The sequence below is a fragment of the Kribbella sp. NPDC051587 genome (genome assembly GCF_044453945.1).
GTDB lineage: Bacteria > Actinomycetota > Actinomycetes > Propionibacteriales > Kribbellaceae > Kribbella.
Genome location: NZ_JBITDE010000009.1, coordinates 287,357 through 311,099 on the forward strand (window position 1 = coordinate 287,357; position 23,743 = coordinate 311,099).

Here is a 23,743-nt window from a genome sequence, read left to right on the forward strand (position 1 = left end):
CGATCTTGGAAACCGCAGTCTGCGTGATGTGCAGCTGCCCGGCGAGGTCCGACTGAGTCAGGCGTGCCGCCGCCGCACCTCGGCGAGCTGATAACCCCAGATCTCGGCCAGTGCCTCGGCCCGATAGGCGGCAAGTCTCGCCTCGTGCTCCGGGGTGCTGTAGTACTTCGCGACCATTTCTTCGTGCGTGTAGGACTTCTCCGTGGTGTCCTCCGCCCACTCGGCGCGCCGTCCGTGTGGACAGCCTAGAGGGGCTTGGATCTATGCTGCAAAGGTCTGCAAACCCTCACGATGGAGGACGATCATGGCGCTGCGATACATCGGTGTGGACCCCAATACTCCGAACACCGGCTCACCGACGATCTGGGTCGACGAGGCCGACGGCGACCTCATCATCCAAGGCCTCAAGATCGATGACGAGGCAACCATGGACGGCATCAAGGCGACCGGTCCGAAGTGGGAGACGATCCCCGATCACGAGACCGTACTGCGGCTCCCGGCCCGGATGGTGCCGATCCTGAAGGATGCGATCGGTGACCGCTGAGCCAACGACCTACCAACTGTTCCGTGCTGCTGAACGCAGAGCGATGCACCTGGAGAGCCGGGACAGCTACACCCCCGAAGATCCGGACTGGAACGAATGGCGCGCCGGTGGCCGGTTCGATCCGGCCGAGCGGTGGAGCGACTGGTTCGACCTGATGCGGGAGACCACCGGACGTGGCATCGAGATTCAGCGCGCTCGCATCGTCTCCGAGCCGATCAGCGAATACATCCAGTTCGAGTACGACGTCACCGCCGCCCACAACGTCGCGGCCGGCGAACTGGTGAGGTGGTTGCCTCGTCGGCTGTCGGCCGGTCTGACGGTGCCGCCGACCGACTACTGGGTCTTCGACGAGCAGATCGTTGTCTGGAACCACTTCGACGGCAACGGATCCTGGGTGGGTGAGGAGCGCGTCGACGACCCTGAGTTGGCAAAGCTCTGCGCGACCGCGTTTGATTCGGTCTGGGAACGTGCGATCCCGCACGCGGAGTACCGACCAGGCTGATCAGAGAGGCGCGCGGCTTTGCCATCTCCACCCGCCTTCTCGAGCGCTCAGAAGGCCAAGCGTGATCTGGGGGTCCGTCTCGGTGAGCTTCGGCGTAACGCCGGGCTGACGGGACGGGCCCTTGCCCGCCTGTGCGACTGGCACGAAGCGAAGGTCTCGCGGATCGAGAACGGTAAGACGTCGCCGTCCGCCGACGACATCCGCGCCTGGGCGACGCACTGCGATGCTGCTGATCAGATCAGCGACCTCATCGCGTCGATGGAAGCGATCGAGGGGATGTTCGTCGAATGGCGCCGGATGGAGCGCACCGGCCTGAAGCGCGCCCAGCAATCGGTCCTGCCGCTGTGGGAACGTACGCGCAACTTTCGCACCTATTCACCCTGGATCGTTCCCGGAGCTGTCCAGACTGTCAGCTACACGCGTGCCGTCCTGCGGTCGTTCATGGAGCGACGTGGTCTGCCCGACGACGTCGAAGAGGCCGTCAAGGTGCGGGCCGACCGGCTCCGCCTGCTGCACGAGGGCGATCACCGGTTCGCCGTGCTTCTCGAGGAGTCGGTCCTTCGGACCGTCATCGGCGACAGTGAGATCATGGCGGCCCAGCTCGGCCACCTGATCGCCGTTGGCGACCTACCGTCGGTCTCGCTCGGCATCATTCCGATGGGCATCCCACGCAACTCGATCTGGCCAGTCGAGGACTTCTGGATCTTCGACGACCAGGTGGTCAACGTCGAGCTGATCTCCGGCTTCCTCACCATCACCCAGCCGAGCGAGATCGCGATGTACGCGTCGGCATTCGGCCGACTCAGCGAGCAGGCCGTGTACGGCGCGCCGGCCCGGCGGCTGATCACGGCAGCCATCGACGCCTTGGACTAGCTAGCGTGCAAGCTCGTGCAAACTTGTGGTCGAGTCGCCGTCACCGCTCATAGCGTGGTGCCACGGTCTGGGTGGCGGGTGAGCCCTCGAGCACGCACCGGGCGGTGTGTGGCTCCCCTGCCCCGTCGCCCAGGCCGATCCACAAGCGCGATCCGGTCGAACGGTTCGCGGTGTCCGGGAAAGGTCGTTGAGGATGGCGTCGACAGAGCCGCTGCTTGGTGCGTGGCCGCGGCTGAAGTCCGCCCGCGAGGTTGCGTGCGACGGGCGGAACCCGCGCACGGACGAATTCTGCCTCCTCGGTCACCATCGAGGACCTCATCGCGACGAGGCGGGCGACGAATGGCTCGACGATGGCGACCTGGCGAAGCCGGACTGGATCACCGAGACGCCACAGCCTTCACGGTCGGCGCTCCGGGCCAGGTCACCAATCCGCTGATCGCTGCTGTGATGCCCGATGGGTTGAGCAACTCCGCAGTGGAGTGCGGATCACGGGTCGCCGGTATGTGCTCGATTGCGCGATAGGCGCGCAACAGGGGTGGGTGGGAGCGCCGGAGGCGCGGGGGAGGCGGGCGGAAGCCCGTTGGGGTGCGCGGTAGCGCACTGGGCCCGGGCAGTAGCCCGGAAGAGAGTTGGGGGTGGGCGGGGGCGCGCGTAGCTGACGCGACGGAGGAGCGGCTGCGTAGCGTGCGGGGGAAAGGGCTCAGTTGGGGACTATGAGGCCGAGGGTGGCGATGGCTATGGCGGCTAGGAAGAGGAAGGCGGTGTCGAACATGCGGCCGCGGACGTGGAGGAGGCCGGCGGCGCGGTCGGAGAGGGTGGCTCGGAGGAGGGCGGCTACGCCGGGGGCGGCGGCGAAGGTGAGGACGCCGTTGCGCCAGTTGTAGAAGGTGAGGATGACCAGGCCGGTGGCGCCTACCAGGAGGGAGAGGGCCAGGGGCCATTCGGTGGTACGGCGCTGGGCCTCGCCCGCCATCAGCACGTCACGCTCGCTTCGGGGCGGACTCGGCGGCCTCGACGACGTTGGTGAGGAGCATGGCGCGGGTCATCGGGCCGATGCCGCCGGGCATGGGGGCGATCCAGGCGGCGGCTTCGCGGGCCTCGAGGGCGATGTCGCCGACGATCTTGCCTTCGGCGGAGCGGCTGGTGCCGACGTCGAGGAGGACGGCGCCGGGCTTGATCATGTCGGCGGTGACCAGGCCGGCCGAGCCGGCGGCGGCGATCACGATGTCGGCGGTGCGGACGACGGCGGCCAGGTCGGTGGTGCCGGTGTGGCACTGGGTGACGGTGGCGTTCTCGGAGCGACGGGTGAAGAGCAGGCCCATCGGGCGGCCGGCGGTGACGCCGCGGCCGATGACGACCACGTGGGCGCCGGCGATCGGTACGTCGTACCGGCGGAGCAGTTCGACGCAGCCCTTGGGGGTGCAGGGGAGCGGGCCGTCCTGGCCGAGGACGAGCTTGCCGAGGCTGACCGGGTGTAGGCCGTCGGCGTCCTTCAGGGGGTCGATCAGGCCGAGGATGGTGTTGGTGTCGACGTGCTTGGGCAGCGGGAGCTGGACGATGAACCCGGTACAGGCCGGGTCCTCGTTGAGCTTCTTGACCTCGGCCGCGATCTCTTCCTGGGTGGTCGTCTCGGGCAGCTCGACCTGGATCGAGGCGATGCCGACGGCCGCGCAGTCGCGGTGCTTGCCGGCGACGTAGGCCCGGCTGCCCGGGTCGTCGCCGACCAGGATCGTGCCCAGGCCGGGAACCACACCCTGCTCCGCCAGCTTCGCGACCCGGACCTTGAGCTCGTCCTTGATCGCTGCCGCCGTTGCCTTGCCATCCAGAATCTGCGCGGTCACGAGGCAAGAGTCTGCCATGGGGCGGTTCGGGAATACCGCCCGCCCTTGCCGTGGTTCGGCTAGATAGTTTATTCTTGAACTATCTAGCCAGGAGGAGAACGCCATGCCCGCCGTGACCGTCAGCGACATCACCGTGCTGCCCCGCATTCACCAGCCGGACCCGGCCGTCGCGCGGGAGCGGGCGGTCAAGTCCGTGACCACCGCGCCGAGCGGCTACGAGGGCGAGGGCTTCCCGGTACGGCGTGCCTTCGCGGGCGTCGATCTGAAGGATCTGGACCCGTTCATCCACATGGACCAGATGGGCGAGGTGGAGTACGCACCGGGTGAGCCCAAGGGCACCCCGTGGCACCCGCACCGTGGATTCGAGACGGTCACCTACATGCTCGACGGGATCATGGAGCACCAGGACTCCCAGGGTGGCGGCGGTGTCATCTCCAACGGCGACACCCAGTGGATGACAGCCGGCTCAGGCCTCCTGCACATCGAGACTCCGCCGGAGCACCTCGTTACGAGTGGCGGTCTGTTCCATGGCGTGCAGCTGTGGGTCAACCTGCCGAAGGCGCAGAAGTGGGCCGCCCCGCGCTACCAGGACATCCGCGGTGGCGACTCCGCGCTGCTCTCCACCCACGACGGTGGCTCACTGCTCCGCGTCATCGCCGGCTCGGTCGACGGCCACGACGGCCCGGGTTCGACGTACAGCCCGATCACGCTTGTGCACGCGACCGTCAGCCCGGGCGCCGAGCTCGTGATCCCGTGGCAGCCGGACTACAACGCGCTCGTCTACGTGCTGGCCGGTCAAGGCACGGTCGGCGCCGAGCGTCGTCCGTTCCGCAAGGGACAGTTGGCGGTCTTCGGTCCCGGTGACACCATCCGTACGGCGGCCGCGACGACGCAACCGCAGGCGGAGCCGAACCTCGACGTACTGATCATCGGCGGTCGTCCGATCCGCGAGCCGATCGCGATGGCCGGTCCGTTCGTGATGAACACCCGCGCCGAGGTGATCCAGGCGTTCGAGGACTTCCAGGCCGGCAAGCTCGGTTCGATCCCCGCCGTGCACGGTGCGCCGACCGAGCTCCGCAGTACCAACTAGCCCTCCGGGTAGAAGAGGAACAGCGTGCACCCCTCGGCCGACTGAGGGACGTGCGACGATCCGGCCGGTGCGTGGATGAACGAGCCAGCCGGATAGTCGCGGACGCCGTCGTTGAAGACGCCGGAGACCACGAACACCTCCTCGGGTCCGGGATCGTGGACGTCGATGCCGTCCCAGGACGAGTCCGGGTCCATCTCGAGGAGGTGTGCCGAGGCGACGCCACCCTTCCACAGCGTCCGCAGCCGGATGCCGGGAAAGAGTTCGCGCGCAGGAACATCGGGAGACCCGGGGAGTCGCTCGGTTCGCTCCTGGACTGGGTGGCCGACCACCTCGCCGAGCCCCTCACCGTCGACGACCTCGCCGCCCGGCTCCACCTCTCGCCGCGAACCCTGGCCCGCCGCTTCGCCGACCAGCTCGGTACGGCGCCCGGCCAGTGGCTGCTCGTCCAGCGGATCGCCAGGACGCGAGCCCTGCTGGAGGAAACCGACCTCCCGGTGGAGACCATCGCGATCCGTACCGGCCTGTCGTCGGCCACCAACCTCCGCCGCCGCTTCCACGCCGCCGTCGGTACGACGCCCAGCGCCTACCGCCGCGCGTTCCGTCCGGCGAACTGAGCTGGACCAATCTGTCCCCGAGACCGTAGAGGTCCTTGCCGCTTTCCCCACGCGGACCGTCGTACCCCTCGCAGCCGGACACGATGGGCCGATGCGCATCAAACCTCTGCTTTCGTTGTTCACCGGAGCCGTCACCCTCCTCGCGTCGACCGTTCTCGCAGCGGGCGGTTCGAGTGCCGCCACCGTGCCCGACTGCGCGCGTGATCTGTTGCCGACCTTGCCCGGCTCGATCGGCACCACCGTCGACGCGGGCGATCCCGGTGGCCGCTACCAGGTCGGCCGGTCCGAGGACGCGAGCGGCCGCTACCGCCTGGTCCGCTGGACCGGCGACCAGCCGGCCGACCTCGGCCCGCTCGACGCGTCCGTTCCGACCGGCGCCGGCTACAACGGCGACGTCATCGGCAACGCACCGGCCGGCGACGGCTGGCAGGGCTGGCGGTGGCGGCAAGGCGTCCGTACGGCGTTGCCCACGCCGGCCGGGTTCGCCGGTGCGACCGCGGAGGCGATCAATGACTCGGGCGTGATCGCCGGGACCGCCTACGACGCGGACGGCTGGAACACCCGGGCCGTCGTCTGGTCCGCGAACAACCAGGTCCGGGTCCTGAGCGCCCCGACCGGATTCAACAACGTCAAGGCGGCCGACATCGATTTCGACGGCACGGTCGCCGGGACCGCCGAGGACTGGGATGTCCCGAACGCCCACCTGCGGCAGCAGGAGACGGTGCGCTGGTCCGCGGCGGGTGCCATCGACCGGGTCAACCAGACCGGCAGTTCGGCCAAGGCCATCTTCAACGGGCAGATCGCCGCCGACGTGGCCGGGCGCCCGTGGGTCTTCTTCGGCTACCCGACCTACGACGAGGTGGCGGTCGCCGCGACCGGTCCGGTGCGCGACATTGCCGTCAACTCGATCAGAACCATGGTCCTGCTGGGAGATCGGTACAACCTGCAGCTCGTCGACATCGATCGCGGACCGCAGCGCCTGCCCGTCGAGGACCCGGCCGTCAGTGGCGGCGCCGCCACCGTGGTGACCGGAGACCTGAAGGTCTATGGCACCGACTTTGCCCGCGGCCTGCGAACGCCGGTCCGCTGGACCTGCAACTAGCCGTTCCGCGCGTTCGCCCAGAAGCTGTCGGAGTCGTCGAGACCGATGTAGTACGGGATCCGCGGATCGTCCGGATCGCCGCCGTACTGGGTGACGAAGGAGCGGGCCGCGGGGACCAGGCCGTACTGCGGATTCAGCCCGTTCGACAGGCTCTTGTACATCAGCCCGAGGTCGGCGTACCGATCGCCCATGCCGAGCCGGCCGACGTCGAGGATGCCGCAGAACCGCAGGGTCTCGGGATCGACGAAGACGTTCGGTGCGCAGTAGTCGCCATGGGTCACCGACTCCGCGACGCCGGGGAAGGGCGAGGTGAAGGGACAGCCGGACAGGGAGTCCATCAGTCGCAGGCCTTCGGCGAGGGCGGCGATCACGGCCGGGCGGTCCGCCGCGGGCCAGTCGGCGGAGGCGTCGCGGCCGGGGAGTGCGGTGGTCAGCATCCAGTTGTTGCCTCGGTCAACGACCTTCGGGCAGGGGAAGCCGGTCGAGCCGAGCCACTCCATCCGATCCGCCTCGTCGCTGATCGCGGCGGCGATCGGGCCGTCGCCGGTCTTGTAGTAGAGGCGTTCGCCCGCCCGCTCGAGCTGCACGACGGCCGCTCCCGACATCCCGACGACAACCGGTTCGGCGCTGGACGCGCCGAACCGGTCCATCACTTGCTGAAGATCCACTCAGCGAAGGTTACGGTGCAACGCCGAGATCAGCTCCCCATTTGTTGTGTCACCGTCGAGTGACCAGATCATCGCGCCGCCGAGGTTGCGCTGCGAGATGTACTGGGCCTTGCGCTTCATCTCGATCGGGTCGTCCCAGGTCCAGAACGTGGTCCCGTCGAACAGCCAGGCGAAGCCGGCCTTGTTGTCGCGGTGGATCGTGTACGACGCGAGCTTCATCTTCAGGATCCGGTAGTCCTCGTAGCCGGCCTCGTACGTCGCCGGCGCGGGGCCGGTGGCGTTCTGGAAGAGGCCGTTGTTGGCGTTCGTGACGCCGGTCCAGCCGCGCGAGTAGAACGGCACGCCCAGCACCAGCTTGCTCCGCGGCGCCTTGCGGGCCAGGTAGGCGTCCACCGTCACCTGGGAGCTGAACTCGGTCGCCGTCGGGTCACCCTTCGGCCCGTCGACGGAGGACTGCTGGTTGGTCTGCGGGTCCCAGGAGCCGTGGTAGTCGTACCCCTGGAGGGTGCCGAACGTGAGGTCCTTGAAGATCTTCTTGACCTCGAACCCCCGGTCGACCTGAGCCGGGTCCGCCGGGAGGAACGCGGTCAGGTTGTAGCGGCCCTTGAACGGCCACGACAGTTTGTCGAGCTGCGTGCGGTACTCGTGCACGAGCCCGGTGAAGTTCACCTTGTCTTCGGGCCGGATCACGTTGCCGTCGTTGCCGGGGCTGGACGGCCACTCCCAGTCCAGGTCGATGCCGTCGAAGATGCCCTTCGCGGCACCGGCCGGCAGACCAGGCAGGTTGCCCTTGATCCACATGTCCGTGCAGGACTTCACGTGCGCGGCCCGAACGGCAGGCAGGGCGGCGTTCGAGAAGTACTTCGAACCCGTCCAGCCGCCGAGCGAGATGCTGATCCGCAGCTTCGGGAACTTCTTCTTCAGCTCCTTGAGCTGGTTCAGGTTGCCGTTCAGCACCTGACCAGGCTGGTCGGCGACGCCGCTCACGCTCTGCTCGGCACTGAACGGCCGCTGGAAATCGGCCCACGGGTCGCTGCTGTAGCAGTTGCCCTGCTCGTCGACGAACCCGAACGCATAGTTGATGTGGGTCAGCCGGGCGGCCGCCCCGTTCTTCACCAGGTCACTGACCAGGAAGTTCCGGTCGTAACCACTCCACTGCGTGTAATACCCCACCACACGCTGACTGTCGCCATGCGCTTCGGCCGGTACGGCGGTACTTCCCGCCAGCACGGTGGCCGCGGCCACCAACAGTCCAATACTTCGACGCTTCATCTGACTCCCCAACGGGCGGTCAAGGGACAAGTTGGGCTCACAGTAAGGCGGCTCCAACGATTTACACAATGTCCCTATGAAAAGTAGTGCCCCTTCTCCAGATCCGCGATCAGGCCGGGACCGCTCGGATGCCAGTCCAGCAGCTCTCGAGTGGCCGCGCTGGAGGCCCGTACGTCGTGCGCGGCGAAGCCGGCCAGCCAGCCGAAATGCTCGGCGGCCTGGTCCGATGCGAGCGAGACGACCGGTACGTCGAGCTGTCGCCCGATCACCTCGGCGATCTCGCGGAACGGGACGGCCTCCTCGCCGACGGCGTGCAGGCGTGATCCGGCGGGAGCCGTGAGGGCCAGGCGGTAGAGGCGTGCGGCATCACTGCGGTGTACTGCGGCCCAGCAGTTCGCGCCAGTGCCGACGTACGCCGAAGTGCCGTGCTGCCGGGCGGTGTCGATGACGCCGCGGATGAAGTTCGGGTCGCCCTCGCCGTGGACCGAGGGGGACAGGCGCAGGACCGAGACGCGGACGCCGCGATCGGCGTACGCCAATGCGAGGGCCTCCGAGCCGTGGCGCAGTGCGGTCGGTACATCGGGATTGGCCGGGCTGCTCTCGAGCGCGATGCCGTCACCTCGGACCAGCCCGGTCGCAGAGGTGACGACGAACGGCCGTTCGGAGCCGGCGAGTGCGTCGCCGATCGCGGTGATCGCAGCCTGGTCGGTCGCGACCGCGGCCGCCCAATTGCTGAAGTCGTGCACGAACGCGGTGTGGATGACCGCGTCGGCCCTCGCTGCCGCGGTTCGCAGAACATCGAGATCGGCCAGTGAGCCGCGCTGGACCTCGGCCCCGGCGGCCGTGACCGCGGCGGCCCCTGTGTCGGACCGAGCCAGACCGACAACCTGGTGGCCGGCGTCGATCAACTCCGGAACCACGGCGGACCCCACGAAACCGGTCGCACCAGTGACGAAAACACGCATCGGAAACTCCTCGAAAAGTCTGGGTGGAACGCTGTCCATCGTTGGCTCGGTCCAGCCGCGGAATCCAAAGCTTGTTTCGTATGGCGCAATACGTCTCAGGCATGACTGCAGGTCAGGCCTACACTCGGGGCATGGATCTCGATCTCCGGCTGGTGCGCTACTTCACCGTCGTAGCCGCCCACGGGCACTTCGGCCGGGCCGCCGTCGAACTGCACGTGACGCAGCCCTCGCTGAGCCGGCAGATTCGTGGCCTTGAGCAACTATTAGGTGCCCGGCTGCTGGACCGGACGCCGCGCGGCAGTCGGCTGACCGAGGCCGGCGAGGTGTTTCTGCCGCGCGCCAAGGCCCTGCTGCGGTCGGCGACGGAGGCGGCCGCGAGCACTCGGGCCGCTGCCGAGCCCGACCGGATCACCATCGGCTACGCGACCAGCCTGATCGTCACCCCGGTCACGCGCGAGCTGCGACGCAGTCATCCGGAGGCCGACGTCCGGAGCATCCACCTGGACTGGAACGAGCCGCGCCAAGCGCTTCTCGACCATCGGGTCGACGCGGTGGTCGCGCGCCTCCCGTTCGCGACCGACCAGCTGCACGTCACGGTCCTGTACGACGAGCCCCGGATGCTCCTGGTCCCGCTCGACCACCGGCTGGCCGATCGCGAGTTCGTGACCCTGGACGACTTCGCGGACGAGCCGTTGCCGCGCTTCCCGGAGCCGGAGTGGGACGCCTTCTGGCGGATCGATCCTCGTCCCGACGGACGCCCGGCACCGGACGGTCCGCAGATCGCGACGATCGACGACAAGCTGGAGCTGGTCGCGGCCGGTCAGATCGTGGCGATCGTGCCTGGCTTCAGCGCCCGGATGCGGCCCGACCTGGTGCGGATCCCGCTTGTCGGCGTCGCGCCCGCGCACGTCGTACTGGCCACCCGGGCCGGTGACTGCCGCCGGCTCGTCACAGACTTCCGCAAGCACGCTGAAGCACTGCTGCGCCACGTCGACTGACCGGATCCCGCAGTCGTCGGACGAACAGCCGGTACGTCGCTAGGGTCGCGGGTATGACGAATGTGCGTGCCGACCTCGCGCCGACCGGCGTATTGCGAGCCTCGATCAACCTCGGGAACCCCGTCCTCGCGCAGGGCACTCCCGACGAACCGGGCGGGGTGACCGTCGACATCGCGCGCGAGCTCGCGCGGCGCCTCGACGTACCGCTCGAGCTGGTCTGCTTCGACGCGGCTCGCAAGTCCTTCGAGGCGATGACCACCGGCCAGGCCGATCTCTGCTTCCTCGCGATCGACCCGGCCCGCGCGGACGAGGTCGCGTTCACCGCGCCGTACGTGGTGATCGAGGGCGTCTTCGCCGTACCGGCCGAGTCGCAGCTGCGCACCGTGGAGGATGTCGATCAGCCGGGTGTGCGGATCGGCGTGAAGCAGGGTTCGGCGTACGACCTGTATCTGACGCGGACTCTGCAACAGGCGACCGTCGTGCGTGGCGAGGAAGGGACCGCCGTCTTCGAAGCCGAGAAGCTCGAGGTGGCGGCCGGTATCCGCCAGCCGATCACCGCCTTCGTCGCCGAGCACCCGGAGACGCGACTCATCGACGAGCGGTTCATGCAGATCCAGCAGGCCGTCGGTACCACCAAGGCCCGGCAGCCCGAGACCGTCGCCTACCTGCAGTCCTTCGTCGAGGACCTCAAGTCCACCGGCTTCATCGCCGCCTCACTGCAGGCTGCCGGCCAGGGGGATGCGCAGGTGGCGCCGCCGGCCTGATTGCAGGTTCCTGCCATCGCGGGGGATTCCTGCGACCGGCAGGCAGGGTGTGGGCAACCCTAGAGGGAGGGGACTCATCGTGGTTGCATCCGCACCGCGATCGAGGCGCCGTGGTGTTGCCGCCGTCGCTTCGATCGCAGCCCTGGGAATCGCCCTGTCCGGCCTGTCCCAGGCTTCGGCCGTTCAGATCCGCCCGAACCCGATCACCACCCACACCAAGTCCAAGACCCAGCACGACGTACAGGTCACGCTCGTCACCGGCGACCGCGTCACCGTCCACAGCGACGGCAAGACCACCGTCGAGCCGCGGGCGAATCGCCGCGGTATCGCCTTCAGCAGCTACCGGGCGAAGGAACACCTGTACGTCGTTCCGTCCGACGTCCGCGAGCAGTTGACCAGTGGCCGGCTGGACCGCGCGCTGTTCGACGTCACCGGCCTGATCAAGGCCAAGTACGACGACAAATCGACCACTGCGATCCCCCTGATCGTCACGTATACAGCTCAAGCCAAGACCCGGGCCGCCGTACCGGGGGTGACGGTGACCCGCCAGCTGCCGGTCGTCAACGGTGCGGCGCTCAGCATCCCCAAGGGCCAGGACTTCGTGGCGGCAGCCGGTACGACGCGGTCCGCGACAGCCATCGAGAAGATCTGGCTGGACAGCAGGAGTGAGGTCGCGCTGGACAAGTCGGTGCCGCAGATCGGTGCACCGATCGCCTGGCAGGCCGGCTACACCGGTAAGGGCGTCAAGGTCGCCGTACTGGACACCGGCATCGACGCGACCCACCCCGACCTGGCGACCCAGGTCGTGGGCGCGAAGAACTTCACCTCCGAGCCACCCGAGGACATCGTCGGGCACGGCACCCACGTGGCCTCGACCATCGCGGGCACCGGCGCGGCTTCGGGCGGCAAGTACAAGGGGGTCGCACCGGATGCCAAGCTGTACGACGGCAAGGTGTGCGAGGTGTTCGGGTGCGCCTCTTCGGACCTGATCGCCGGCCTGGAGTGGGCCGCGACCGAGGTCAAGGCGTCCGTCGTGAACTTCAGTATCGGTGGCACCGACACTCCGGAGATCGACCCGGTCGAAGAAGCCGTCAACCGGCTGACGGCCGAGACAGGCACCCTCTTGTCGTTGCTGCAGGCAACGAAGGGCCCAGAGCCGGTACCGTTGATTCGCCGGGGAGTGCGGATGCCGCGCTGACCGTCGGTGCGGTCGACAAGCAGGACCAGCTGGCCGACTTCTCCAGCGTCGGACCGCGCGTCGGTGACGGCGCGGTCAAGCCGGACGTCACGGCGCCCGGTGTCGACATCGTGGCCGCCCGGTCCAAGGCCGCCACGATCGGGACTCCGGTTGGCGACAAGTACCTACAGCTCAGCGGTACGTCGATGGCCACGCCGCACACGGCCGGCGCGGTCGCGATCCTGGCGCAGGAGCACCCGGAGTGGAAGGCCCCCGAGCTGAAGGCGGCAATCACCGGTTCCGCGAAGCCGGCCGCCGGTCGGTCCACCTTCCAGCAGGGCGCCGGCCGCATCGATGTCGCCAAGGGCATCAAGCAAACCGTGGTCAGTGACCCGGGCAACCTGTCGTTCGGGACCGCGGTCTGGCCGCACAACGACGACGAGCCGATCACCAAGCCGCTCACGTACCGGAACCTGGGCGACCAGCCCGTCACGTTGAATCTGGCCGCGACGCTGACCGACCCGGCCGGGAACGCGGCTCCGGCCGGCGCGCTACAGCTGAGTTCGAGCACCGTGACGGTTCCGGCCGGCGGTACGGCCTCGGTGCAGGCGATCTCGAACACCAAGCACTCCGGGCCGGACGGCGCGTACTCCGGCCGCGTTGTCGCCACCGCGGGCGACGCCTCCGTGGTCACCGGGATCGGTCTCACCAAGGAGGTCGAGAGCTACGCGCTCAAGCTCACCGCGACCGGTCCCGACGGTCAGCCGACCGCGCCGTACGGGATGTACCTCGGCCTCGACGGCAACACGTTCGAATTCTTCGGGAACGACGAGAACGAGGTGACGCTGCGGCTGCCCAAGGGCGCCTACCACCTGCAAGGCGAGCTGTACCTGAACGACCCGAACGCCCCGGACAACTACCTGACGTACTTGCTGGTGCAGCCGAAGCTGCAGCTGACCAAGGACACCAGCGTCAACTTCGACACCAGGATCGCCCAGCCGGTCAAGGTGACCGTGCCGAAGCCCGAGGCGAAGGTCGCCATCGGCCTGATCGGCTACCTGCGGAGCCTGCCGGGGCAGGACGAGCCCTTCAACTACTCGGCCCTGGCGTTCAGCTTCGACGGCGTGTTCAGTGCGCAGCTGGGGCCGGCGGTGCCGCCGGACGAACTGACCGGGTACGTCGAGTCCCAGTGGGGCGAGCCGGGGCCGGACGAGCACTTCACCAACTCGCCGTACCTGTATGCGCAGGCCAACAGTTTCCCCGGGTTCATCCCCACCGGATTCACCCGGGACGTGCAGCCGAGGGACCTGGCCGAGATCAACTTCCGGATCAATGCGGCCAGCGACCGCCCCCTCGATCGGGCTGTGTTCTCCTCGGTCGCCGACTCGGCGATCGGCCTGCAGTACGACCAGCCGGCCGCGATCAAGGTGCTGGTCGACGCCCGGACGGCCCGCTGGAGCAGCATGAGCCGCGAGTTCCTGCCGAATCCGGACCCGAACAACCCGTTCCCGGAGATCTTCACCACGCTGCTGTCGCCGGACCGGCAGTACCGGGCCGGCCAGAAGTACCAGGAGCGGTCCAACGCGGCTGTCTTCACCCCAGGACCGAAGGCCGCCGTCCGGACCGGGAACGAGCTGACGCTGCGCGTCGACAGCCTGCGGGACGCCGACGGCAACCGGGGCGCCACCAAGACCGACAGCGAGTCGAGCAAGCTGCTCCGCGACGGCAAGGTCATCGCCGAGACACCGTTCTTCGGTGAGATCTCGGTCGCGGACCTGCCGACCGGCAAGTCGACGTACACGCTCCAGACGTCGATGACGCGGCCGTCGGTGGCGGCGTTCACCACCAGGACCGACCTGAGCTGGACGTTCTCGTCGGCGGCGACCACGACCGAGACGCCGCTGCCTATGGTCGGCGTCGCCTACCAACCGAAGGTCGACAAGTTCAACGTCGTCGACCGCACTCCGGTGACGGTGCTGCCGTTCTCTCTGGTCGCGCAGCCGAACAGTGCCGTACCCGCGGTCAAGAAGGTCGAACTGCAGGTCTCCGGCGACGACGGCAAGACTTGGCATCCGGCCCCGGTCGTCGGGCACCGGGCGGTCTTCGCCACCCCGAAGGGTGCCAAGACGATCTCGCTGAAGGCTCACGTAGTAGATGCCCAGGGCAACATTACCGATCAGACCACGATCGGCGCCTATCCGCTGAGGTGAGGGGTCCGGGGCTATTCGATCCAGGTCGAATAGCCCCGGACTGGCAACCCCGGGCGCGGTTCGGTGCGTTTCTGTCCCGCAGAACCATCAAACTTCTGGGGAGGATCCCGTCGTGACTCAGAGTTCGAGAACGAGGCCTGCGATCGCCGTACTGGCGGTTGCGGGTCTTGCGTTGACAGGTTTGAGCGGCCAGGCCCTGGCCGCGCCGTCGGCTGCTCCGCCGGCTCCGTCGGCCGCGAAGCCGGCGCTTGCTGGAAAAGACGTCCAGGTCACCCTCATCACCGGTGACCGGGTGCTCCTGCGCGGCGGCGACCCGGCCAAGCAGACCGTCCAGGCAGGTCCCGGCCGCGAAGGCATCGGTTTCCAGGCCCAGCGGACCAAGGATCACTCGTACGTGATCCCGGCCGACGTGGTCAAGGACGTCGGCTCGGGGCGGCTCGACCGGCGGCTGTTCGACGTCACCGAACTGATCAAGGCCGGGTACGACGATGCGTCGTCGAAGGTGATCCCGGTGCTGGCGACCTATCAGGGCAAGGCGAAGCGCGTCGTACCGGCTGGTGCGAAGGTGACGCGGCAGTTGGCGTCGATCAACGGCGCAGCGGTTGAGGTGGACAAGGCCAAGGCAGGTTCGTTCCTGGCTACGGCGTCGGGGAAGATCTGGCTGGACGGTAAGCGGCACATCACGCTCGACCAGTCGGTGCCGCAGATCGGTGGTCCGGACGCGTGGGCTGCTGGTTATACGGGCAAGGGCGTGTCGGTCGCCGTACTGGACTCCGGAATCGATGCGACGCATCCGGACCTTTCGACGCAGGTTGCCGGGGAGAAGAACTTCACCACCGAGTCGGCCGATGACATTGTCGGTCACGGGACGCACGTCGCGTCGACGATCGCCGGCACCGGTGCAGCGTCGGGCGGCAAGTACAAGGGTGTGGCGCCGGACGCGAAGTTGTACGACGGCAAGATCTGCGTCCAGGAGGGCTGTTACGAGTCCGACATGCTGGCCGGGATGGAGTGGGCCGCCAAGGACGTCAAGGCGAAGATCATCAACTTCAGCCTCGGTGGTACGGACACCCCGGAGATCGACCCGATCGAGGAGGCCGTCAACCGGCTGACCGCGGAGACCGGCGCACTGTTCGTGGTCGCGGCCGGCAACAGCGGGACCGGCGACCGGACGATCGAGTCGCCCGGAAGTGCGGACGCGGCCCTGACCGTCGGCGCCGTCGACAAGCAGGACGCGCTCGCTTACTTCTCCAGCGCCGGTCCCCGCCTCGGTGACAGCGCGGTAAAGCCTGACGTGACTGCGCCCGGCGTGGACATCGTCGCGGCGAAGTCGAAGGACTCGAACATCGGTGAGCCGGTCGGCGACAAGTACCTGCGCCTGTCCGGTACGTCGATGGCCACGCCGCACACCGCCGGCGCGGCAGCGGTGCTGGCGCAGGAGCACCCGTCGTGGAAGGCGGCTGAGCTGAAGAGTGCGTTGATGGGTTCGGCCAAGGTGGCTGGCGATCAGACGACGTTCCAGCAGGGCGCTGGCCGGATCAATCTGACGACGGCGATCAAGCAGAACGTGATCGCTGCGGAAAGCAGCTTGTCGTTCGGGCTGGCGTCGTACCCGCACACCGACGACGAGCCGGTCACGAAGCCGCTGACCTTCCGCAACCTCGGCGATGCGGCTGTCACGCTGAACCTCGCGACGACGTTCAACGACGGCACGGGTGCAGCGGCTCCGGCCGATGCGCTGGCGCTGAGCGCCACCACGGTCACGGTTCCTGCCGGTGGAACCGCTGCTGTTCAGGTCACCTCGAACACCAAGAACAGCGGGCCCGATGGCCTCTACTCCGGCCGCATCACGGCCACGGGCGGTGGCCAGACGGTCGTCGTACCGGTCGGTGTCGAGAAGGAGATCGAGTCGCACACGCTGACCGTGCAGGCGATCGCGAACAACGGCAAGCCGTCGGACTACTCGATCAGCGTCTACAGCGTCGACACCGGCGAGCTGAGCTCGTACGACCTTGACGCCGACGGCTCGGTCAAGGTCAAGCTCCCCAAGGGCGAGTATCTGGTGCACCAGTTCTCGGAGTTCGAGCGAGGCGAGGAGGACTGGATCTTCTTCGAGCTGGTCAACCCGCAGGTCCAGCTGGACACCGACCGGACCGTTGTCCTCGACGCCCGCAAGGCCAAGGTCGTGCACACGGACGCGCCGCGGGCCGGGGCCGAGCAGGCGACCTCGAGCATCGGTTTCGACCGGACCAGGCCCGGGACGAACGCGTCGTACGGCGTGGAGGCGGGCAGCTTCGGCCCTGACACCTTCTACACCTGGACCGCTGGTCCCAAGCTGCCGGAGACCGAGATGGTCGGGCACGTCGCCACGCAGTGGGGTGTCCGGGGCCCGGAAGGCTTCTTCTTCAACTCGCCGTACCTCTACGCGCTGGCCGATCGGCTGCCGGGTGAGTTCCCGACCGGATACCACCGCACGGTGCGGTCGAAGGACCTGGCCGTGATCGACACCCAGGTGAACGCCAGCAGCGACCGGCGGGCGATCGCCCTCCTCTTCCCGTCACAGGAAGGGGTCAGCTGGTCCGGAGCCCGCGCGATCTACCTCGACACCCCGCGGTCGATCCGGTACTACGTCGACGCGGCAGCCGGATGGAGCTCGCGCCTCGAGGAAGCGGGCACCGAGGAGGAGCTGCAGGGCAGGTGGGAGCTCAACGGGGACCTCAAGTCCTACCGCGCCGGCCGTACCTATCACGAGGTGCGGAACGCGGCGGCGTTCGGTCCCGAGGGCGGCGTGCTGCGGTACCAGGACAGCGTCGGTGTCTCCCTCGGCAACTTCGGTGACGCGAGCGGTGCCGCCGGATACATCCGGACCGATTCGGCGAGCACCGTCCTCACCCGCAACGGTGAGCAGATCGCGACCTCCAACCGCTTCGGATCGGTCGAAGCGAGCGGGCAGCCAGCGGAGAAGGCGACGTACAAGGTCGTCACTACCGGGACCCAGTCGGTCTCGCCGTTCGCCACCAAGGTCGACGTGACCGCCACCTTCACCTCGGTGGCCACGCCCACCTTCACCAGTAGCCCGATCAACACCGTTCGGGTCCAGCCGAAGGTCGACGGCCAGAACCTCGCCACCCGCACCAAGGTGACGGCGCTGCCGGTCGCCGTCGACGGCGTGAAAGCCTCGCAGGTCAAGGATCTGACGGTCGAGGTGTCGGGTGACGGCGGTACGACGTGGAAGGCCGCGAAGGTGCATCGCGCCGGCCCGGGCTTCGTCGCGGTCTTCGAAACGCCTGCTGGTGCTGGGGTTTCGCTGCGGGCGTCGGTGACGGACCAGGCCGGCAACAACACCACGCAGTCGGTGGTGAACGCCTACAAGATTCGCTGAGCATGCAACCCCAGGTCCGGGTCGATCCGTCTTCGGGACGTCACTTGACCTAGACCTGGGAGGGCCTTCGATGGCTCGAAGTTCGAGAACGAGACCCGCGATCGCCGCACTGGTGATCGCGGGTCTCGCTTTGTCCGCGGTGCATGCACAGGCAGCTGAGTCGTCAGCCCCTGCTGGGAAAGTTCCCTCTGCTGGAAGAGACACACAGGTCACGCTGATCACCGGCGACCGCGTAGTACTGCACGGTGGTGATCCGGCGAAGCTGTCCATTGCGCGTGGTGCGGGGCGAGAGCGCATTCGCTTCCAGACCTATCGAACCAAGGATCACTCGTACGTGATCCCGTCCGATGCGATCAAGGCCGTCGGCGACGGGCGGCTGGACGACCGGCTGTTCGATATCACCGGATTGATCAAGGCCGGGTACGACGATGCGTCGTCGAAGGTGATTCCGGTGCTGACGACGTATCAGGGCAAGGCGAAGCGCGTCGTGCCGGCTGGTGCCAAAGTCACGCGGCAGTTGTCGTCGATCAATGGTGCGGCTGTGGAGGTGGACAAGTCGAAGGCGGGTTCGTTCCTGGCTACGGCGTCGGGCAAGATCTGGCTGGACGGTAAGCGGCACATCACGCTCGACCAGTCGGTGCCGCAGATCGGTGGTCCGGATGCGTGGGCTGCGGGTTATACGGGCAAGGGGGTATCGGTCGCCGTACTGGACTCCGGGATCGATGCGACGCATCCGGACCTTTCGACGCAGGTCGCGGGCGAGAAGAACTTCACCACCGAGGCTGCTGAGGATCTCGTGGGGCACGGCACTCATGTCGCGTCGACGATTGCCGGTACCGGTGCTGCGTCGGGTGGGAAGTACAAGGGTGTAGCACCCGATGCGAAGCTGTACGACGCCAAGGTGTGCATGCTCGAAGGCTGTTACGAGTCCGACCTGCTAGCCGGAATGGAGTGGGCGACCAAGGAGGTCAAGGCCAACGTCGTCAACCTCAGCCTCGGTGGTACGGACACTCCGGAGATCGACCCGATCGAGGAGGCCGTCAACCGGCTGACGGCGGAGACGGGCGCACTGTTTGTCATTGCCGCCGGCAACAGTGGGGACGGCGACCGGACGGTCGAGTCACCGGGCAGTGCGGATGCCGCGCTGACCGTCGGTGCGGTCGACCGGCAGGATGCGCTGGCCGAGTTCTCCAGCCGTGGGCCGCGGATTGGTGACAGCGCGGTGAAGCCTGATGTGACTGCGCCGGGTGTGGACATTGTTGCGGCGAAGTCGAAGGATTCGAGCATCGGTGAGCCGGTGGGCGACAAGTACCTGCGGTTGTCGGGTACGTCGATGGCGACGCCGCACACTGCCGGCGCAGCGGCGTTGCTGGCGCAGGAGCATCCGTCGTGGAAGGCGGCTGAGCTGAAGAGTGCGTTGATGGGTTCGGCGAAGGTGGCTGGCGATCAGACGACGTTCCAGCAGGGTGCTGGCCGGATCAATCTGACGACGGCGATCAAGCAGAATGTGATCGCTGCGGAAGGCAGTTTGTCGTTCGGGCTGGCGTCGTACCCGCACACCGACGACGAGCCGGTGACCAAGCCGTTGACCTTCCGCAACCTTGGCGATGCGGCTGTCACGCTGAACCTCGCAACGTCGGACAACGCACCGGGTGGGAGCCCGGCTCCGGCGAGTGCGTTGGCGCTCAGCGCTAACACGGTCACGGTGCCGGCGGGTGGCACCGCTGCTGTTCAGGTCACCTCGAACACCAATCACGACGGTCCGGATGGCTTCTACTCCGGCCGCATCACCGCGACCGGCGGCGGGCAGACGGTCGTCGTACCGGTGGGTGTCGAGAAGGAGATCGAGTCGCACACCGTGACCGTGCAGACGATCGCCCGGGACGGAGCACCGTCCGACTACAGTGTCGCGCTCTTCGACATCGGCACCGGCAAGCTGACGTGGCACGACACCGACGGCACCCTGAAGCTCAGGCTGCCGAAGGGGGAGTACCTGATCGACGACTACCAGGAGTTCGAGCAGGCGCCCGATGATTGGATCGGTCTCAAGCTCGTCGCGCCCAGCGTCAAGACCGACGCGGACCGGACCGTTGTTCTCGATGCCCGCAAGGCCGAACCGATCACCTTGACCGCGCCCGAGAGCGGGGCGAGCGAGGTGGACTCGCAGGCCGGCTACTTCCGTCGGTCGAAGAACCCTGCCGTCGAGGGGTACTCCTCGGCGAGCACCGCGAACGGTCTCTACACCCTGAGCACCGGACCGAAGCTGACTCCTGCCGAGATGACGGGGCATGTGACTTCGCTGTGGGGTGTTCGGGGCGACGGCCCGGTTCCCTTCGAGAACTCGCCGTACATGTACACGCTGGCGCGGACTCAGCCGGGCGAGTTCGTCACCGGCTACCAACGCACCGTGCGGAAGAGTGATCTGGCCGTCGTCGACATAACGGTGAACGGACCGGCCGGACGCAAGATCGGCGTCGTGAACTGGGCAGAGACCGGCGGAATCAGTCTCTCGTCGGTCATCCCCTTCGACAACACGCGGCCGATCCATTACTACTACGACGATCTGCCCAGCGGCTGGTTGTCGGGAGTAGAACAGCCGATGGACGGGGTCGGCGCCCTGCAGGACGCCACTCCGGTGCGCTACCGGGCCGGCCGGACCTATGACGTGCGCTGGAACGCGGCGGCGTTCGGACCACGCGTCCTCCAGGCGACCCGCGAAGGTGGCCGCCTCGGCGTGTTCATCATGAGTCACGGCGACGCCGACGGACACGCCAGCTACAGCGGCTCGGACACGGTCAGCAACACCCTTTACCGCAACGGCGTGCAGGTGGCGACCAGCAACGAATCGTTCGGCTCGATCATCGTCGACGGGTTGCCGGCGGAGAAGTCGACGTACAAGTTCGTGACGTCGGGCACCCAAGCGGCCACTGGCTTCGCCACCAAGGTCGACCTGACGGCAACCTTCACCTCGGCCGCCACCACCACCCGGACGGACCTGCCGATCAGCACCGTCCGTTTCCAGCCGAAGGTCGATCGCGAGAACCAGACTCCCCGAACGGCGGTCACCGAACTCCCGGTCGTGGTGGACGGTGCCAAGTCCCTGAAGTCCCTCAAGGTCGAGGTCTCCGGCGACAACGGCACCACCTGGACGGCCGCGAAGATCCGCAAGACCCCAACGGGCTATACAGCCACCTTCAGTACGCCGGCCGGGCCTACGGTCTCGCTCCGAGCCCACCTCACCGACCAAGCCGGCAACACCACCGACCAATCAGTCATCTCCGCCTACCACTTGAAGTAGTCCGACGCAGCCGCCGCCTCTGCCTCTCGGCGGCCGCTGCCCAGAAGATGCCGCCTCTGCCGGCCACTTGTTGCCTCAGCCCAGCGCAACCGAGTCGCAAGTCTTGCCTATGGCATCTCAAAGTAGATGCCATAGGCAAGGTAATCCGGCCTTGTTCACTGGGCGTCCCTAGCTGGTACGGCGGCGGGCTGGGGGCGTGCATCGTCAGAATGGTGGCGGATCCGATGAGCTGATGCGGTCTGCCGGTTCTGACGCACCTGGCGGTCGTTGTGTCGAGTTGTCGGCCTGAGGGTGCTGCGTGTGTTGGTGTTGTTGGTGGTGGATTGGGCCGCGGGCGGGTGGGACGGTGGTGTAGCGGTGGCCGGTGGGGGTGGTGAGGGTGATTGATCCGTCGGGGTGGTTTTGGGTGTGCCAGCCCCAGGCGGGGGTGTCTTTGATGACGTGGTGGTACTGGCAGTAGGGCGCGAGGCCGGCGAGGCTTGTTGTTCCGGAGACGGCGAAGCGGGTGCCGTGGTCGCGGTCGCATTCGCGGGAGGTGCGGTTGCAGCCGGGCCAGGCGCAGACGGGGTGTCGGGCGAGGAGGGTTTCGCTGACGAGTGTGCCGGGGTCGTGGCGGGTGGTTGAGGCTTCGAGGACGGTGCCGTTGATGGGGTCGGTGAGGAGGCGGCGCCAGGTGCCGTTGGCGGCGATGCGGCGGCCGAGGTCGGCGGGGATGGGTCCGTAGCCGGTGAGTTCGCAGGGGTCGTTGTCCAGGCCGAGCAGGGTGCTGGCTGGGATGACTACTTCGATGTGTGGGCGTCTTTTGTGCTGGTCGGGTAGTCGGCGTCCTAGCCAGTCGAGTCCGTTGTGGAGGATGTGCTCGAACAGGTCGGTGACGGCGTCGGCTCGGCGTTGTGGTGCGGTGCGTTCGTCGCGTGGGCGTGGTTGCTGTCCGGGTGCGGTGTTCGGGGTGGCCGGTTCGGAATGGTTGCCCAGGGCATCATCGGTCAGTGTGTCGGCGTCTGTGCCCGTGCCCATGTCACTGCCGGTGCCCGCACCTGTGTCCGTGCTCATGGCACTGCTGGTGGTACTGCTGCTGTCGGTGTCTGGCGTCGTATTCACGCCAGGTGTGTCGGGGGCTGGGTCGGGCTTGTGATCGGGAGTGGTGTCGGCCTGGCTGGGCGCGCTTCGATCCGTGGCGGGCTCGAAGGCGGTGGTGGGGCTGATGTCCGTGGCGGGCTCGGGGTCGGTGGTGGGCCTGGGGTTGCTGGTAGGGCTGGTGTCGGTGCCGGGCTGTGCGTCGGTGCTGGCGTCGCTGCTGGGCCTGGCGCCGCTGCTGGTGGTGGGGCGTTTGGAGAGGTCTGCGATGGCTTGGACGGCGACCCACATTTGCTGGATCTTGTCGGCGGTGTGGACGATCCAGAGGCCGGCCATGCCGCCTGCCAGGGGGACGATTTTGCAGGTGCGCTCGCGGACGGCGTCGCGGTGTTCGTCGGCTTGTTCGGCGGCGGTGTGTTTGGCGACTTGGCGGCGCAGGGATCTGCGCAGGTTGGCGTGGGTCTGGGATGGCGCGTGCCGGAGTACGTGGGCTTCGACTGCTTGTGCTGATTCGTCGGGCAGGTTGCGCGTTGCTTCTGAGATCGACAGGGCTTTGGACCAGGACAGGGCGCCGGATCGTAGTGCGGTGTTGGTGGCCGACAGTGGGCCGGTCAGGTGCAGCGCGGTCTCGATGTGCTGGACGGCGGTGTCTGCGGACAGGTGCAGGGCTGCGCCGACCTCGGCGGCCCAGGACCGTTCCGGGTCGACCGGACGGCCGGAGGGATCGATCTGGGCGGGCCGCGGGTTGTCGGCGTACTGGGCTTTGCGCTGGCGGAAGAACGTGGCCATCGCTCCTGCCTTCATCGATTCGGCCCAGGCGGCCAGGCGTGTGGCTGCTTTCATCAACTCGATCAGCGCGATCGGGGTTTCGGTCTGCGGGCGTACCGCTTCGAGTGCGGTAGCGAGTTCGCCGCCTGGGGGCAGGAACACCCAGGCGGGCGCGGACCGGCGCAGCATCTCGCGTTCGGCCTCGTCCTGGTCGACGGCGGACCACAGTTCCCATTCGAGGTCGTCGACCTTGTTGGCCTGGTAGGGCTCGCCGAACAGGTCGTCGGCGCTGAGAGCCACGATCGCATCGGGGTCGTCGGGGTCGTACGGGGGTGAGGAGTCGGGGTAGTCCGGCCATTGCTCGGGTGGCGGGTTCAGATCGGGCTGCGCGCCGAGGTGGCCGGCGTACAGCTCCTCGGTGGTGGCGCAGAGCGATCGACTGGTCATGCAGACAACAGTAGAACAAGTGTTCGAATACCCCAAATCGAGAGTGCCTGAAACAGTGTGATGTCTCAGGACATGGGTGACGGTTCTGCATCAGGACATCGGTGACAGTTGGTGTGTCAGGACATGGGTGACGGTTCAGTGGTCGCGGCGT

General features: G+C 67.6%; 19 protein-coding genes and 1 pseudogene. 13 read left to right on the plus strand and 7 right to left on the minus strand.

The window, feature by feature from the left end; translation table 11 throughout:
- Window positions 1-304: 304 nt before the first annotated feature.
- The 4 genes from ACIA49_RS29400 to ACIA49_RS29415 all read left to right on the plus strand — a co-directional run bounded on the left by ACIA49_RS29400 (window position 305) and on the right by ACIA49_RS29415 (window position 2,355).
- The gene (locus tag ACIA49_RS29400; protein WP_396380792.1) at window positions 305-544 is read left to right on the plus strand and encodes a hypothetical protein; all 240 of its coding nucleotides are present in this window, start codon (window positions 305-307) and stop codon (window positions 542-544) included.
- Window positions 534-1,046 (plus strand): DUF6879 family protein, encoded by a 513-nt coding sequence (locus ACIA49_RS29405; RefSeq protein WP_396380794.1) that lies wholly within the window; start codon window positions 534-536, stop codon window positions 1,044-1,046. The genes ACIA49_RS29400 and ACIA49_RS29405 overlap by 11 nt, the downstream gene beginning before the upstream one ends.
- An 18-nt stretch (window positions 1,047-1,064) precedes the next feature.
- Complete coding sequence (locus ACIA49_RS29410) at window positions 1,065-1,919, plus strand: helix-turn-helix domain-containing protein (protein WP_396380795.1); 855 nt, start codon at window positions 1,065-1,067, stop codon at window positions 1,917-1,919.
- Window positions 1,920-2,112: 193 nt separating this feature from the next.
- Window positions 2,113-2,355: a hypothetical protein gene (locus ACIA49_RS29415; protein WP_396380796.1), complete on the plus strand. Its 243-nt coding sequence runs from the start codon at window positions 2,113-2,115 to the stop codon at window positions 2,353-2,355.
- Window positions 2,356-2,619: 264 nt separating this feature from the next.
- Here ACIA49_RS29415 and ACIA49_RS29420 read toward each other — a convergent pair whose 3' ends face one another.
- Both ACIA49_RS29420 and ACIA49_RS29425 read right to left on the minus strand, forming a co-directional pair.
- Entirely contained in the window at window positions 2,620-2,892 is a 273-nt protein-coding gene (locus ACIA49_RS29420; protein WP_396380797.1) for a DUF3017 domain-containing protein, read from the minus strand.
- A gap of 7 nt (window positions 2,893-2,899) precedes the next feature.
- Window positions 2,900-3,760, minus strand: a complete 861-nt coding sequence (locus tag ACIA49_RS29425) for a bifunctional methylenetetrahydrofolate dehydrogenase/methenyltetrahydrofolate cyclohydrolase (RefSeq protein WP_396380798.1) — start codon at window positions 3,758-3,760, stop codon at window positions 2,900-2,902.
- Between the two features lie 103 nt (window positions 3,761-3,863).
- Here ACIA49_RS29425 and ACIA49_RS29430 point away from each other — a divergent pair, with 103 nt between their 5' ends.
- On the plus strand, window positions 3,864-4,850 hold the full coding sequence (locus ACIA49_RS29430) for a pirin family protein (protein WP_396380800.1): 987 nt from the start codon (window positions 3,864-3,866) through the stop codon (window positions 4,848-4,850).
- Here the strand turns inward: ACIA49_RS29430 and ACIA49_RS29435 are convergent.
- Entirely contained in the window at window positions 4,847-5,179 is a 333-nt protein-coding gene (locus tag ACIA49_RS29435) for a cupin domain-containing protein (protein WP_396380801.1), read from the minus strand. The genes ACIA49_RS29430 and ACIA49_RS29435 overlap by 4 nt on opposite strands.
- On the opposite strand from ACIA49_RS29435, the gene ACIA49_RS29440 reads away from it, so the two are divergent.
- Window positions 5,168-5,464, plus strand: a complete 297-nt coding sequence (locus ACIA49_RS29440) for a helix-turn-helix domain-containing protein (protein ID WP_396380803.1) — start codon at window positions 5,168-5,170, stop codon at window positions 5,462-5,464. The two genes, ACIA49_RS29435 and ACIA49_RS29440, sit on opposite strands and share 12 nt — an antisense overlap.
- 91 nt (window positions 5,465-5,555) lie before the next feature.
- A complete protein-coding gene (locus ACIA49_RS29445) occupies window positions 5,556-6,566 on the plus strand; it encodes a hypothetical protein (RefSeq protein WP_396380805.1) in 1,011 nt (336 codons plus the stop codon).
- Here the strand turns inward: ACIA49_RS29445 and ACIA49_RS29450 are convergent.
- From ACIA49_RS29450 to ACIA49_RS29460, 3 genes are all read right to left on the minus strand, one after another.
- A complete protein-coding gene (locus tag ACIA49_RS29450; protein ID WP_396380807.1) occupies window positions 6,563-7,234 on the minus strand; it encodes a phosphotransferase in 672 nt (223 codons plus the stop codon). The genes ACIA49_RS29445 and ACIA49_RS29450 overlap by 4 nt on opposite strands.
- Window positions 7,235-8,506, minus strand: coding sequence for a glycoside hydrolase family 18 protein (locus tag ACIA49_RS29455; RefSeq protein ID WP_396380809.1), 1,272 nt, complete (start codon window positions 8,504-8,506; stop codon window positions 7,235-7,237).
- A gap of 74 nt (window positions 8,507-8,580) precedes the next feature.
- A complete protein-coding gene (locus ACIA49_RS29460; protein WP_396380810.1) occupies window positions 8,581-9,471 on the minus strand; it encodes an SDR family oxidoreductase in 891 nt (296 codons plus the stop codon).
- Between the two features lie 131 nt (window positions 9,472-9,602).
- Here ACIA49_RS29460 and ACIA49_RS29465 point away from each other — a divergent pair, with 131 nt between their 5' ends.
- From ACIA49_RS29465 to ACIA49_RS29490, 6 genes and pseudogenes are all read left to right on the plus strand, one after another.
- Window positions 9,603-10,469 carry a LysR family transcriptional regulator gene (locus ACIA49_RS29465; protein WP_396380811.1) on the plus strand — a complete coding sequence of 289 codons (867 nt, stop codon included), beginning with the start codon at window positions 9,603-9,605 and terminating at the stop codon, window positions 10,467-10,469.
- A gap of 53 nt (window positions 10,470-10,522) precedes the next feature.
- On the plus strand, window positions 10,523-11,233 hold the full coding sequence (locus ACIA49_RS29470; protein WP_396380812.1) for a transporter substrate-binding domain-containing protein: 711 nt from the start codon (window positions 10,523-10,525) through the stop codon (window positions 11,231-11,233).
- A pseudogene (locus tag ACIA49_RS29475) lies at window positions 11,208-12,275 on the plus strand (S8 family serine peptidase); the annotation flags it as partial. The gene ACIA49_RS29470 and the pseudogene ACIA49_RS29475, both read left to right, overlap by 26 nt.
- Window positions 12,236-14,620 carry a S8 family serine peptidase gene (locus ACIA49_RS29480; RefSeq protein ID WP_396380827.1) on the plus strand — a complete coding sequence of 795 codons (2,385 nt, stop codon included), beginning with the start codon at window positions 12,236-12,238 and terminating at the stop codon, window positions 14,618-14,620. The pseudogene ACIA49_RS29475 and the gene ACIA49_RS29480, both read left to right, overlap by 40 nt.
- A 112-nt stretch (window positions 14,621-14,732) precedes the next feature.
- Window positions 14,733-18,002, plus strand: a complete 3,270-nt coding sequence (locus ACIA49_RS29485; protein ID WP_396380814.1) for a S8 family serine peptidase — start codon at window positions 14,733-14,735, stop codon at window positions 18,000-18,002.
- A 334-nt stretch (window positions 18,003-18,336) separates the two neighbouring features.
- On the plus strand, window positions 18,337-21,300 hold the full coding sequence (locus ACIA49_RS29490) for a S8 family peptidase (RefSeq protein WP_396380815.1): 2,964 nt from the start codon (window positions 18,337-18,339) through the stop codon (window positions 21,298-21,300).
- 204 nt (window positions 21,301-21,504) lie between these two features.
- On the opposite strand, the gene ACIA49_RS29495 is transcribed toward ACIA49_RS29490, so the two are convergent.
- Entirely contained in the window at window positions 21,505-23,592 is a 2,088-nt protein-coding gene (locus tag ACIA49_RS29495; protein WP_396380817.1) for a DUF222 domain-containing protein, read from the minus strand.
- Window positions 23,593-23,743: the final 151 nt, after the last annotated feature.

What these genes read in the sequence shown, in the direction of transcription:
- ACIA49_RS29445 (WP_396380805.1), top strand. Translation starts at nt 5,556, where the DNA reads ATGCGCATCAAACCTCTGCTTTCGTTGTTCACCGGAGCCGTCACCCTC.
- ACIA49_RS29465 (WP_396380811.1), top strand. Translation starts at nt 9,603, where the DNA reads ATGGATCTCGATCTCCGGCTGGTGCGCTACTTCACCGTCGTAGCCGCC.
- ACIA49_RS29460 (WP_396380810.1), bottom strand. Translation starts at nt 9,471, where the DNA reads ATGCGTGTTTTCGTCACTGGTGCGACCGGTTTCGTGGGGTCCGCCGTG.
- ACIA49_RS29470 (WP_396380812.1), top strand. Translation starts at nt 10,523, where the DNA reads ATGACGAATGTGCGTGCCGACCTCGCGCCGACCGGCGTATTGCGAGCC.
- ACIA49_RS29415 (WP_396380796.1), top strand. Translation starts at nt 2,113, where the DNA reads ATGGCGTCGACAGAGCCGCTGCTTGGTGCGTGGCCGCGGCTGAAGTCC.
- ACIA49_RS29420 (WP_396380797.1), bottom strand. Translation starts at nt 2,892, where the DNA reads ATGGCGGGCGAGGCCCAGCGCCGTACCACCGAATGGCCCCTGGCCCTC.
- ACIA49_RS29455 (WP_396380809.1), bottom strand. Translation starts at nt 8,506, where the DNA reads ATGAAGCGTCGAAGTATTGGACTGTTGGTGGCCGCGGCCACCGTGCTG.
- ACIA49_RS29400 (WP_396380792.1), top strand. Translation starts at nt 305, where the DNA reads ATGGCGCTGCGATACATCGGTGTGGACCCCAATACTCCGAACACCGGC.
- ACIA49_RS29430 (WP_396380800.1), top strand. Translation starts at nt 3,864, where the DNA reads ATGCCCGCCGTGACCGTCAGCGACATCACCGTGCTGCCCCGCATTCAC.
- ACIA49_RS29495 (WP_396380817.1), bottom strand. Translation starts at nt 23,592, where the DNA reads ATGACCAGTCGATCGCTCTGCGCCACCACCGAGGAGCTGTACGCCGGC.